Below are 13,661 nucleotides of genomic sequence, written 5' to 3'. Positions count from 1 at the left end.
CATCGGGATTCCCTCACTTGCCGCCTTCATGCAACTCGAATTATTTTGGGTATAGGGTAGTGTCTGTTCTCCACTGGCACAATCACCAGTCCGGTCAATCTGAAAACGTCAACAAAACGCAGCTAAAAGGCCGTTAATAATTAACGGCCGCACGCACATGCAACTTGAAGTATGACGAGTATAGAAAGATCAGAACAAGCCCATTGGTTTATCTGAATAGCTCACCAGCAAGCACTTGGTTTGCTGATAGTGCTCCAGCATCATTTTGTGGTTTTCACGTCCGATACCTGATTGCTTGTAACCCCCAAACGCGGCGTGTGCCGGATAAGCATGGTAACAGTTCGTCCAGACGCGCCCTGCCTGAATACCGCGCCCCATACGATAAGCAATATTGCCGTTACGGCTCCACACACCGGCACCTAAGCCATATTCCGTATCATTGGCAATCTCCAACGCATCATCCATCGTTTTGAAAGTCGTCACCGCCAGTACAGGGCCGAAAATCTCCTCCTGAAAAACCCGCATGTTGTTTTTACCAAACAGAATGGTGGGCTCCAGATAATACCCTTGCGCCAAGTCTCCCGGCATGGCTTTACGCCGTCCGCCCGTCAGGACACGAGCGCCTTCGCTCTTACCAATGTCGATATAGTTCAGGATGGTGTCCAACTGACCCGAAGAGACCTGAGCCCCCATCATGGTATTGCTGTCGAGTGGGTTACCAATACGAATCGCTTCGACGCGTTTAATCGCCCGCTCCATAAAACGATCGTAAATGGATTCCTGCACCAGCGCCCGACTCGGACAAGTGCATACTTCGCCCTGATTAAAGGCAAACAACGTAAATCCTTCCAACGCCTTATCAAAAAAACTGTCTTCTTTATCCATTACATCAGCGAAGAAAATATTGGGCGATTTCCCCCCCAGTTCCAGCGTCACTGGCGTCACATTTTGAGCCGCATATCCCATGATTTGCTGACCCACTTCCGTTGATCCAGTGAACGCCACTTTCGCGATTCGCTTGGACGTCGCCAGATATTCACCGATCTCACTGCCTGAACCGTTCACGACGTTAATGACGCCTGGTGGCAAAATATCCTGAATCAGCTCCATCAGGATCAATACCGACATCGGCGTCAATTTTGCTGGTTTTAAAACAATACAGTTCCCCGCCGCCAACGCAGGTGCCATTTTCCAACAGGCCATCAACAGCGGAAAATTCCAGGGAATGATCTGCCCCACGACACCAAGCGGCTCATGGAAATGATAAGCCACCGTATCACCATCAATCTCACTGATGGCACCTTCCTGAGAACGAATACAAGCCGCAAAATAGCGGAAATGATCAATCGCCAGCGGAACATCCGCACCGCTGGTTTCACGAATAGGTTTACCGTTATCCCAGGTTTCCACATTCGCGAGCAAATCCAGATTCTGCTCCATTCGATCAGCAATACGATTGAGGATTAATGAGCGAGCTTGTACAGACATACCGCCCCATTCTGCTTTGGCCTTATGGGCAGCATCCAGCGCATGATCAACATCGCGGGACGTTGAGCTGGCAACCTCACATAAAGGCTGACCGGTAACGGGCGTCAGGTTAATAAAATACTGACCGCCATCAGGCGGCACCCATGCGCCGCCAATAAAATTGTCATAGCGCTTTTTCAGGTTGAGAGAACCATATTCGCCTGATGTCAGCCGATTTGTAGGGGTGTCTTGTGCCATTTCGGTCTCCTTTTCGCTGTCCGATACGCGGCCACGCCGCAGTGAAAATAGAGGCAAGATGAAAAGCGTTGTAAGTCAAAGAGCATGGATAAAGCGTACACAGGGATTCACATTTCTGACAGGGAGAAACCGGGGAGAATGGCAACTCTTCGAGTTGACGCACAATTTATTATCTATGCCATCTATAGACGTACATCCCCTTGCGGAACGGTTCACCGTTCGTGGAGAAAAATTCGCATCCATCAGAAGGGGGTGAAATAATGCCATCACGGTCTTTATGCCACAGGTTTACAGTTCTCTATTTATGAAAGACTTTCCTTCACAGGCGGTTACCCCCCCTATCGGCGCGGTGCAACATAGCGTGTGCCATCAAGGCTCGTTGTCTCAGCCACAAAACGATTGGCTGGCAGAAGAAGTGCCCGTTGCTCTGGTTTACAATGGTATTTCACATGTTGTTATGATGGCCTCACCAAAGGATTTGGAACCGTTCGCACTGGGGTTTTCACTATCAGAAGGTATTATTGAGTCTCCTCAGGATATCTACGGAATAGACATTCAACCTGTCTGCAACGGTATCGAAGTACAAATCGAACTGTCGAGCCGACGCTTTGCCGGGCTCAAAGCACGCCGTCGAGCAATGGATGGACGTACCGGCTGTGGCGTTTGCGGCGTGGAGCAACTGTCCGAAATTGGCAAACCGATCCCCTCGTTGCCATTCACACAAACCTTTTCGCTCAGCAACCTTGATACCGCGCTGACCCAGCTCAAAAACGTGCAATTAATCGGACAATTAACTGGTTGTACACATGCCGCCACTTGGGTCACCCCCGATGGTGAACTACAAGGCGGTTGTGAGGATGTCGGGCGTCATGTCGCTTTGGATAAATTACTTGGCATGCGGGCAAAACAGCCATGGCAACAGGGCGCGGTTCTGGTTTCCAGCCGAGCGAGCTATGAAATGGTACAAAAATCAGCCATGTGTGGTGTCGAGATCCTGTTTGCCGTCTCTGCCGCGACGTCCTTAGCAGTGGACGTCGCCGAACGGTGTAATCTGACGCTGGTAGGGTTCAGTCGACCGGGTCGCTCCACCGTTTATACTCACCCTCAGCGACTAAGAAAGTGATAGAAAAGGATGACCGTTGCTTAGACCATTTTATTTTTAGCCTGAGAGATAATGATATAACCGCTTGTTACATAGGATTAAAAGCCGATGGTTTTAAAGCGTAAAACGAGAATAATCATTTTCAATATCATTTAATTAACTATAATGAACGTAATGCTTACGCGGTGCTAACAAAAGAAGGTACCGCAGAACGTACTGAGATGCGACGTATCCGGGGCGATTCAGTACGATAACGTTTATTCGGTACTACCCTTTTCAGTACTACAACCATGGAGATGCTAAACATGAGTTATTCACTGCCATCCCTGCCTTATGCTTATGACGCGCTGGAACCCCATTTCGACAAACAAACAATGGAAATCCATCACACCAAGCACCATCAAACTTACGTCAATAATGCAAATGCAGCGTTGGAATCCCTGCCTGAGCTTGCCAGCCTGTCTGCTGAAGAGTTGATTACCCAACTGGATAAAGTACCGGCAGAGAAAAAAACAGCCTTGCGTAACAACGCCGGTGGCCACGCTAACCACAGCCTGTTCTGGAAAGGGCTGAAACAAGGTACAACGCTGACTGGCGATCTGAAAGCCGCAATCGAACGTGATTTCGGCAGCGTAGACGCTTTCAAAGAAAAGTTTGAACAAGCTGCCGCAACCCGTTTTGGTTCCGGTTGGGCTTGGCTGGTTCTGAAAGACGATGGCAAACTGGCCGTCGTTTCTACGGCCAATCAGGATAGTCCATTGATGGGCGAAGCAGTTTCCGGTGCATCCGGCTACCCGATTGTTGCTCTGGACGTATGGGAACATGCTTATTATCTGAAATATCAAAACCGCCGCCCTGATTACACTAAAGCATTCTGGAACGTAGTGAACTGGGATGAGGCAGCTAGCCGTTTTGCTCAGGCGAAGAAATAATATTTTTCGTCGCCGTCATGTCTGATGATAAGAGATGATGGCTTTTGATATTGCCCCTCAAGGATAATATCCGTTGTACGCATAAACCGGGATAACTAACTGTTATCTCGGTTTTTTATTTCAAACGGCTATTGATGCCGCTGTTGTCTCCCCGAAACGACCCTATGATGACCCGAATAATAAAATCACCGTACCGATGTCTTAAAGTATGACGGGTATAGAAAGATAAAGTTATTACCAATCTTGCCGATATGAATGTGTGTTTCTATCACATGGTTTTCCGTCGATATCATTAGATAAACGGTGAACTCATGATACAAATGTTTTTCATTAATTAACGGTTTACCGATACCTTTAATTATTTGAGTTGTAAGGCAAAACGTTACCGTTTTTAACAACGCATCGCGTTAGCCCCTCAGGATAAAGTCACACATGTGCCTTGTTACGCGACTGGCAGCGGCACCAAAAGGACAAACCTATGAAAAGTCCGCGTAACGATAAAAGCCAACGCGCAAGCGACTTGAAGTATGACAGGTATATACCCTAAATAATTCAAGTTGCAGGGAGGCGGCAAGCGAAGGACAAATTCGTCAGGAACGAATTTGACCAGCCTTTGGCTGGCCTCAGGTGAGAGACAGGATGTCTCTCATTTCATCCCGATGAGCTTACTCAAGTAAGTGATTCGGGTGACTGACAAATCTGCCAGAGGCAGGTTTGAACGCTGCTTGCAGCGGCCCTTTAGGGTGAGGCCCACGACGGGCCGAGTAACTCAGCCAACGCACATGCAACTTGAAGTATGACGGGTATACCGGGGATAAGTGGTTTGGCTCACCAGACAGTGGAAAAACAGCATGGCGATAAAATTTGAGAATATAAAAGTAGGTAAAAAATTAGGATTAGGTTTCTTTTGTATCCTGATTATGACGTTAATTATTGCCTTTACTGGCGTCATGCATGTTGAAGAATTAAAAAAGAGCATTGATAAGGTTAATCTTAGCAATGACATCAGTGACGAAATTAATCAAGCCAAATATTATCGGGCCCTTTATAGTGCAAACTACAAACCGGACGATATTCAGAAAAACATCACTCATATTAATAATATAAGTGATATGGTGACTCAATCTGCACAATGGCACTGGCAAGAAAACGATGTTGCCATGTTTGCAAAAATCACCGACACCATTGCCGAATACAGAAAAGTTCAGCAAAACTACATCGCCGCGGTGAATAAAAAGGATAACATCCGAAAAAGCTGGAATATTTCAGAAACGGGTAAATATTTAAAACAGCTTGATGAACAATTAAAGAGCAGTGGGGATAACCTGGCGCTACAACTGCAATTCTCTGAGCTTAGCCAGAAATTGACCGCCATTCGTTACCACGTTCGTGGGATTCTTCTGTCTCGTGATAAGGAATCCGAAAACGAACTGAAAAACGCTATCGATGAGGCCCAGAAAGCATTGGCCTCGTTATATCAAGCACTGCCTATAGAGCAACAAGAAGCCCTGAGTCCAGTTCTCGGCATCATGAACGCTTACGAAGAACGGGCACTGGCTTATATGCCTGCTTATGAGGAAGAAGTTGCCATTGCCCGTCAAATGGGAACCATCGCGGGTCAGATAGATGATGCCGTCGAAACCCTGCTCAACAGCCAGATACAATCGACCCAGCAAGATATTCGCTCTGCTGAAATTCAAATGAGCATTACCGCGCTCATCACATTAGCTCTCGGTCTGCTGATCTCCTGGCTTATTTCCCGCCAGATTACAACTCCGCTAGGCCAAACTCTTGATATGGCTGAACGTATCGCCACTGGCGATCTCACGATGTCGATCAAAACCGCTCGTCGCGATGAACTGGGTCAGTTGATGAGCAGCATGGCGAAAATGAACGATAACCTGCATAACATGATCGACGAAATCCGTATCGGCGTTAGTCAGATTTCAACCGCCTCAAGCGAGATCGTCGCTGGCAACACCGACTTATCTTCACGTACTGAAGAGCAAGCTGCAGCGGTCGAACAAACGGCTGCCAGCATGGAAGAACTGACGGCGACAGTAAAACAAAACGCCGATAACGCGCACCATGCAAACAAATTGGTTATCAGTGCCTCTCAAACGGCAAAACAAGGCGGTGAGCAAGTTAGCAATGTGGTGAAAACCATGAACGACATTGAACGGAGCTCTAAGCGTATTGCAGAGATTACCTCTGTTATTAACAGCATCGCTTTCCAGACCAATATTCTGGCGCTGAACGCCGCGGTCGAGGCCGCTCGTGCAGGTGAGCAGGGCCGTGGTTTTGCCGTCGTAGCCAGCGAAGTGCGTAATCTGGCGCAGCGTAGTTCTCAGGCTGCAAAAGAAATTGAGGGCTTGATTGCCGAGTCTGTCCATCAGGTGACAACGGGAGCATCGTTAGTCAGCAATGCGGGCAAAACCATGAATGATATCGTCACATCTGTCACGCAGGTACATGACATTATGGGTGAAATCGCCACGGCCTCCGACGAGCAGAGTCGTGGCATTGCCCAAGTTAATCAGGCCATTGTGGAAATGGACAGCACAACGCAGCAGAACGCCGCTCTGGTAGAACAATCGTCGGCGGCCGCTGACTCGTTGGAAGAACAGGCAACCCTGTTAAAACAGGCTGTTTCTGTTTTCCGTTTATCCAATGCGCGTGATGAATCAACACCTGCGGGTATCGCTTTCTCACAACCACCAACGCAACTAGGTTATAAACAATAACGACGAGCGGTAACCAACGCACCGATCAGGATAAGTTTTTCGTTATCGTTTTGATTTTATTGTTTCACGCAGCTCGTCATGGGCTGCGTATCGATTATTCCTCCCGCGCTGACGTTTAATCACTTGCAGTGTATGATGCAAGTTCCTCGCACTCAGAAGGTGTCAGCGATGTATTACCCGCATATTTATCTTGGCAAGATTCTTCCCTATGAAGGCAGTTCACCCAGCGCTATCGCCAAGTGCGCTGTCAAACAGCAGGTGATGCTCAATGCATTGGGCTTAGAAGGCGATGAGCAGGCCGAGAAGAAAGTGCACGGCGGCCCTGACCGGGCGCTTTGTCACTATCCACGCGAGCATTATGATCACTGGAAAGCCCAATATCCCACACTGCACGCTCATTTTCAGGCACCGGCTTTCGGCGAAAACATTTCCACCATTGGGTTAACGGAAGAAAATGTTTATATCGGTGATATTTTCCGCTGGGGTAATGCTCTCATTCAAGTTACGCAGCCACGCTCACCCTGCTACAAACTTAATTATCACTTTGGTATTCATGATCTATCAGAAATCATGCAGAACAGCGGGAAATGCGGTTGGCTGTATCGCGTTGTTTCAACCGGGGAAGTGGGGCCAAATCAACCGCTGGAATTACTCTCACATACCAGCAACGTATCCGTTGCTGAGGCAATCGCCATCGCATTCCACATGCCATTCGATCAACGGCGTTGTCAGCGTCTTCTCTCTGCGGCAGGGCTCTCTGCCAGTTGGAGTAAAACCATGCAAATGCGACTGCTTAACGAAAAAATTGAAGACTTTAGCTACCGATTAACAGGCATGCGCCCTACCCATACACGATAGCTAACGTGATTAACACGCCAAACATTGGTGACCAGGTAAAAGTGAACATCACCATTAAAATGGCTTTGGCGCATAGCCCGTCATCTCTTTCAGCCCCATTTCACGACCCAACGCCGTCATGGGGTGCACCACCACTAGCCCACGAACGCTTTTCTTCAGTGCGCCCATATTGGCCTGTTCTTTCTTGGTGATCGCACGGCTGAAGGATAAACGAGATAATTTCTGTGCTTCCTGGCTCAACTTCTGAGTGCGTACATGTCGCAAACGTTCAATTTCGACCGCCAGCTTCTCACAGGCCGCCACATTCTCAGCGATTGCATCAGCGTCGCCCTGTTCAAGCAACGTCGCCTGCTTACGTGTCAACGCATCAAGCTGATCGCTAAGGCGTTTAATTTCTGCTTTTTCTTGCTCTTTCATCATCGATAAACCTGTCTGCGTTACGGGCTTCTTCACGTCCCCGTCCACGGCACGCTATCTGTAGCGCCAATCATGTCGGGCACATCATTGAAGGATCATAGGGGGCGCAAGCATACACCAAACAGCCCGCCAGCGCAGTGGACGAAAACAGAGAAGAGGATTCAAAATGCTTTTTTCAAACTAATTTGGGAAATCAGCTCAGTCAGTGACAACACTAATGTCGAACGCACCATCTGTTGATAGCGCTGTTGCTGCATGCTAATCAATAGCTGGTCGGCAGGGTCGCCGCCGCTTGGTAAATCAGGCGCAGAGGGTAAGGTGTTGACGCAGTGCAGTTCACCAATCGGCCCGAGAATCTCATCATCGGTAAACCGATACTCGTGCGTGTCATGGGTCAACTCCTCGCCCAGGGCCATCAGCAATTCAGTATCTTCATACTCTTTACGGCTGATCATACCAAGGCCATAAATGAGCTTGAGGCGAACAGAAAGATCTCCCAGCGGTCCGGTTCCCGTCATTAATGGTTCAACCGCATATTTCACGGCATAGTCATCTTTACGAAACACCTGCAACATGAGGATACTGACGGCCTCCGCCAGCAGGTCAACGGCCTTGAGCATAAAGCTACGTACGGTTACCCCTGAATTCAGTGTTTCAAGAACCCGATTTTCAAATGCCTGTGTCTCTTCTATCATCACTTCTCGTACCTTACCCCACACAGACCCACTTGCTTCAATCTCAGATATCCCCATCATTCTCTAACAGACGCACTCACCAGCCTGGCCCTTTCCCAAATGGTTTGCCCTACAATACGACCCGCCATACTTTCGTGAACAGACGCTTTTAATAGGGTCAGGGAAATCCCCGCGTTAACGGGGATAGCATACCGGATAAAGTGAGGAGTCTATCAGGACCTGGATCATTGCATGGCGTTATACACATTCACAGCCTGTGCGACAACGTCGCTGTTCGCATCCAGACCAGAAATGTGTGCTAGCGTAGCCTGTGGGCCCAGCGTCCGTAACAATTCAGCCAGCTCTTTCGCCTGTGGGTCTTGTTCACTACGATAGTGCATCGCTGCTGCAATCCCTATAATCAGGCTATCATGCTGCAACTGATATTCCAGCGTCCCCAATAATGGCTTAATTAAGCGATCGCCCGCACTCAATTTACGTAAAGGCTGGCGGCCGACACGTTCAACATCATCGTGTAAGTAAGGGTTTTCGAACCGGCTAAGAATTTTATTAATGTAAGTCGCGTGCTTAGCGGCATCAAAACCATAACGTTTGATCAGAACCGCACCACTCTCTTCCATCGCACTTCTGACCACTGCACGAACTTCTGGATCCAGAATGGCATCTCGTATGGTTTGATGGTGAGCCTGCTGCCCTAAATACGCCGTGATGGCATGCCCGGTATTCAGGGTAAACAGCTTGCGCTCAACAAATGCCATCAGGTTATCGGTCAGCTCCATACCGGGGATAGCGGGCGGTTCACCACAAAACTGAGTTTGATCTACAATCCACTCACTAAACGTTTCAACCGTTACCGCGAGTACATCATCGCTACCCGCCTCGGAAGGCGGAACAATACGGTCAACGGCAGAATCGACAAATCCCACATGTTCTTCAACCCAGGCAAGTCGAGCCTCTGGTAACAACTTCAATACATGTTGCTTAAGCTGGCTGGTGCCACGCACCATATTTTCACAGGCGATAATGTTCAATGGTTGCGAATTGCCATCGGCATAACGTTTATCCAGACCTTGCGCGATCGTCCCGGCAATCTTTTCCAGGATCTGTGGACCAACCGCCGTGGTGACCAGATCGACCTTGGCAATCAACGCAACGGCATCCTGGCTACCACTGTGTACCGCACTAACGTTATTTACGGTATCCAGGCGAGTTTGTTCACCGACAATGCGCACCTGATAGCTTTTGCGGCTGTTCAGGGCATCAAGTAACGGCTGGCTGACATCAGCAAATGTCAGTTCAATATTGGCATCGGCCAACAATTTACCAATAAACCCCCGACCAATATTGCCGGCACCAAAATGTAATGCTTTCATCATGCTTTAACCTTTAAAAACGAAAGATAAAAAATCGCGTGCGATGGCCCGCAGGGTGGCGAGCAGGACGCCCGTCATAAAAAATTTCCGGGAGAAATTTTCAACGTCGCGTACGACGGCCCGCAGGGTGACGGGCAGAACGCCCGTCATAAAAAGAAGCCGCCCGAAGGCGGCCCGTGCCGTAGGATTAGGCGTTCTTTTTACCAGACAACAAATCGAGCACATCCTGCACATCGTGAGTATGCGTGAGGCGTTCAATCACGGCGTCATCATCAAGCGCATTCGTCAAGCTGGTAATAACCTGAATATGTTCATTGTTACGTGCAGCAATACCGATAACCAGACGAGCCACTTCATCGTCTTCATCACCAAAACGTACGCCATCAGGATACTGGCAGAAAACCACGCCGGTTTTCAGTACCCGATCTTTCGCTTCAATGGTGCCGTGCGGCACAGCAATGGACTCACCCAAATATGTCGACGTCAGTTTTTCACGCTCCAGCATCGCCTCGACATATTCTGGCTCAACATAACCGCCTTTAACTAATTGCTCACCAGCAAAGCGGATCGCTTGCTCTTTATCCGTAGCATGTTGATTAAGGAAGATATTCTCAGCACGCAGTTGGAAAAGATCCGCCGACTCAGTTGTCGACGCCACAGGGACAGCAGGTGCTGTTGATGTTGTGCTGCCCTGAGCGGCCATCAGGCGAGCCGTGAGATCGCTATACAGATTGCTATCAAGGAAGTTGGTCAACGAAATATGCTGAGCCTGTGGAGCATGGCGCATAGCACGCTCCGTCAAATCACGGTGCGTAATCACCAGATCGACATCATCAGGCAAACTGTTAATCGCGCTATTGGTCACAGAAATATTGGTCAACCCGGCATCCTGTACCTTCTTGCGCAACACGCCAGCCCCCATCGCGCTGGAACCCATACCCGCATCACACGCCACAATAACTTTACGCACGGTGCTCATATCGCCGCTCACACCTGCGTTCGGCGTACCCTGCCCTTTAGCAACCGATTTCATTTCCTGCACACGGCGAGTCGCTTCACTTAAATCTTCTTCGTTCTTTTGCTTCATACTCTTCAGCAAAATCACAGAAACGATGAAAGAAACCGCAAATGCCGCCGTAATGGCTACGATGTTAGCAAAGTAGGCACCTTTGGGCGTCATTGCCAGCACAGCCAGAATTGACCCTGGGGAAGCCGGGGAAACCAGGCCACCGCCCAGAACGCTCAACGTGAAGACGCCAGTCATACCGCCCAGAATCACCGCGATAATCAGACGCGGATTCATCAGAACATAAGGGAAATAGATTTCATGGATCCCGCCAAGGAAATGGATAATTATCGCACCCGGCGCAGACTCTTTTGCATTACCACGGCCAAAAAACATATAAGCCATCAACACGCCCAGACCCGGACCAGGGTTGGCTTCAATCAGGAAGAAAATGGATTTGCCGGTTTCAGTCGCCTGCTGAATACCCAACGGCGAGAAAATTCCGTGGTTGATAGCATTGTTCAGGAACAGAATCTTCGCTGGTTCAACGAAGATGGACGTAAATGGCAGCAGGTTATTCTGTACCATCAGGTTAACGCCGGAAGCCAGCGCTTGAGAGAAGACTTCAACCAGCGGGCCGATAGCCAAAAATGACAGAATAGCCAACAACATACCGATGATACCGGCAGAGAAGTTGTTAACCAGCATTTCAAAACCGCTTTTTATTTTGCCATCAACGATTTTGTCAAAACGCTTAATCGCCCAACCACCTAACGGGCCAACAATCATAGCCCCCAGGAACATCGGGATATCCGCCCCGGCAATCACCCCCATAGTCGTAATGGCGCCAACCACACCGCCACGCTCACCAAAAACCAAACGCCCACCGGTATAACCGATCAACAACGGCAGCAAGTAAGTGATCATCGGGCCGACAAGCTTTGCCAGCGTCTCGTTGGGAATCCAGCCAGTAGGAATAAACAGCGCGGTAATAATACCCCAGGCTATGAATGCGCCAATATTGGGCATCACCATGTTGCTCAAAAAGCGCCCAAAATTCTGCACTTTGACCTTAAAATCTGGTGAAAGCATAAAAACACACCCCTATTGAAACGCGCTGACAATAAGAGCGCGTGATAATTATCGTGAGACGACGTGATAACAATGCACCACAGAACATCTCCGTCAGTATTGCTATATGCAGCGCGGACTCTAACACGCTATTGTCATACCGCAACTCCATGGCAAAAGCGTGACAAAAATCACACAACAACCCCACACACCTGCCACAAATAGGTGATTTGTTTCACAAAAAAACGATTAAAAGCTAAAAATACATCATGAGTACCGAGCGTGACACCGTGAAAATTGTGACTTAAATCACAATTTAAGAGTCGTCATTTATTCTATTTATGTGATTTTGGTCACAATTTATTTCATCTATCCATTTCCGTTGACCATTCGCCATACTGCTACGGTTGTATCATCACACCCAACGACTTCAGTGCGTTTAATACATTTTGCTGCTGGGCAGGCAAGCCAGAAACCAGACTGTTATATTGGGTAACCTGGGGCTGCGTCATGAACTGTATCGAAGAACCGCTAAAAACCACCCGATCGCCTTGTGCCTGCAAATAGTCCCCAACTTGGACCAGATTCTGAGCAAACGAAAGGGCAATAGGGATAATTGGCAGTAATGTGTTGGTCGGCTGAGTGACGATACGGTGATACAAACGATCGTAACCAACCTGCAACTCTTCCGGTTGTTTCAGCGCCTGCCGAGCGCTGTCGGCTTGTGCTTTTGCCGTTTGAACATGTTGCCCTAGCATATTTATGGCACCGATAGACTGACGGATCGCATCACGCTGAGACAGGTAATCTTTCGGTGTACGGATATGGGAAACCTGCGACATCATTGGCACCAAACTTTCCCTCACAGCTTGGTTAAACTGCTGAGAAAAGGTCGTTAAAATCGCGTAGTCGTTAACAAATGCTCCAAAGCGCTTCTTCTGCTCCTCCGTTAGCGGTGGTAAATTCCCATCCTGCTGAAGTTGGACATTTTGCACAAAATCCGTAAACGCCCTACGTTGATCGGTTTCACTATCGCCACACCCTGCAATCTGTAACACCACCAGCACAACAAAAATGGACCATACCCAACGCACACGATACGCCATCATTCTTCTCATCCCATGCTCCTGTTTTATATGCTTCATTACCAACCAAAAGTTTCACAAACAAACAGGCACTGGCAATGAATACTCCACGACATAAGCATAGTCGAACCAAGCAGGCTGTGCAGAAAAAGGCCAGCCCTGACAAGAGGTTTTGCAAAGAGGGATCAATCATTTTCGTCTCCGTGTAACATTTTACTTTCAGTCCCCAAACTTTATGGCTCATGGAACACACACGTAACGATGCAGAACTTGGGGAATATGAAAGGTCAGTGTCACGTACTGAGTCAGTACCGAGGCAACATCAATATTTGGATTAGCACAGATGAAGGGAAAGTGATAAACGTAGAGCCCACTCAGTCGCATATACGTACTGAGGTTCGTGACCGAGAGCGTATTGGGAGAACTCTCCAACGGTAAACATCACGCAGGCACATCATGAAAGATCGATACCGGATCCTCTCCGATATCGATCAATCTATACCCGTCATACTTCAAGTTGCATGTGCGTTGGCTGAGCTACTCGGCCCGTCGTGGGCCTCGCCCTAAAGGGCCGCTGCAAGCGGCGTTCAAACCTGCCTCTGGCAGATTTGTCAGTCACCCGAATCACTTACTCAAGTAAGCTCATCGGGATT

The 13,661-nt window shown here is 48.6% G+C and carries 11 protein-coding genes; 4 read left to right on the top strand and 7 right to left on the bottom strand.

The window, feature by feature from the left end; all coding sequences use genetic code 11:
- Positions 1–189 precede the first annotated feature (189 nt).
- Complete coding sequence (exaC, locus tag ACKPVM_RS13085; protein ID WP_409309555.1) at positions 190–1,725, bottom strand: acetaldehyde dehydrogenase ExaC; 1,536 nt, start codon at positions 1,723–1,725, stop codon at positions 190–192.
- Positions 1,726–2,029: 304 nt separating this feature from the next.
- On the opposite strand from exaC, the gene fdhD reads away from it, so the two are divergent.
- The 4 genes from fdhD (at position 2,030) to yiiM (ending at position 7,361) form a co-directional block, all read left to right on the top strand.
- Positions 2,030–2,848 carry a formate dehydrogenase accessory sulfurtransferase FdhD gene (gene fdhD / locus ACKPVM_RS13080; protein ID WP_409309553.1) on the top strand — a complete coding sequence of 273 codons (819 nt, stop codon included), beginning with the start codon at positions 2,030–2,032 and terminating at the stop codon, positions 2,846–2,848.
- 284 nt (positions 2,849–3,132) lie between these two features.
- Positions 3,133–3,759 (top strand): superoxide dismutase [Mn], encoded by a 627-nt coding sequence (gene sodA, locus ACKPVM_RS13075; RefSeq protein WP_409309551.1) that lies wholly within the window; start codon positions 3,133–3,135, stop codon positions 3,757–3,759.
- A gap of 851 nt (positions 3,760–4,610) precedes the next feature.
- Positions 4,611–6,503 carry a methyl-accepting chemotaxis protein gene (locus ACKPVM_RS13070; protein ID WP_409309549.1) on the top strand — a complete coding sequence of 631 codons (1,893 nt, stop codon included), beginning with the start codon at positions 4,611–4,613 and terminating at the stop codon, positions 6,501–6,503.
- A 168-nt stretch (positions 6,504–6,671) separates the two neighbouring features.
- Positions 6,672–7,361, top strand: a complete 690-nt coding sequence (yiiM, locus tag ACKPVM_RS13065; protein ID WP_409309548.1) for a 6-hydroxyaminopurine reductase — start codon at positions 6,672–6,674, stop codon at positions 7,359–7,361.
- A gap of 54 nt (positions 7,362–7,415) precedes the next feature.
- On the opposite strand, the gene ACKPVM_RS13060 is transcribed toward yiiM, so the two are convergent.
- From ACKPVM_RS13060 to ACKPVM_RS13035, 6 genes are all read right to left on the bottom strand, one after another.
- Complete coding sequence (locus ACKPVM_RS13060) at positions 7,416–7,778, bottom strand: YibL family ribosome-associated protein (protein ID WP_409309578.1); 363 nt, start codon at positions 7,776–7,778, stop codon at positions 7,416–7,418.
- Positions 7,779–7,939: 161 nt separating this feature from the next.
- Complete coding sequence (locus tag ACKPVM_RS13055) at positions 7,940–8,533, bottom strand: MltR family transcriptional regulator (RefSeq protein WP_409309546.1); 594 nt, start codon at positions 8,531–8,533, stop codon at positions 7,940–7,942.
- Positions 8,534–8,697: 164 nt separating this feature from the next.
- On the bottom strand, positions 8,698–9,846 hold the full coding sequence (locus ACKPVM_RS13050) for a mannitol-1-phosphate 5-dehydrogenase (RefSeq protein WP_409309576.1): 1,149 nt from the start codon (positions 9,844–9,846) through the stop codon (positions 8,698–8,700).
- Positions 9,847–9,852: 6 nt separating this feature from the next.
- Positions 9,853–9,996: a hypothetical protein gene (locus ACKPVM_RS13045; protein WP_409309545.1), complete on the bottom strand. Its 144-nt coding sequence runs from the start codon at positions 9,994–9,996 to the stop codon at positions 9,853–9,855.
- A 37-nt stretch (positions 9,997–10,033) separates the two neighbouring features.
- Positions 10,034–11,944, bottom strand: a complete 1,911-nt coding sequence (locus ACKPVM_RS13040; RefSeq protein ID WP_409309543.1) for a PTS mannitol transporter subunit IICBA — start codon at positions 11,942–11,944, stop codon at positions 10,034–10,036.
- Positions 11,945–12,324: 380 nt separating this feature from the next.
- On the bottom strand, positions 12,325–13,041 hold the full coding sequence (locus tag ACKPVM_RS13035) for a DUF3053 domain-containing protein (protein ID WP_409309541.1): 717 nt from the start codon (positions 13,039–13,041) through the stop codon (positions 12,325–12,327).
- Positions 13,042–13,661 lie beyond the last annotated feature (620 nt).

The organism is Pectobacterium hainanensis (assembly GCF_046237015.1).
Classification (GTDB): Bacteria; Pseudomonadota; Gammaproteobacteria; order Enterobacterales; family Enterobacteriaceae; genus JBJYIN01.
Note: the sequence above shows the minus strand (reverse complement) of the source record. Positions and strands in the feature narration are given on the sequence as shown.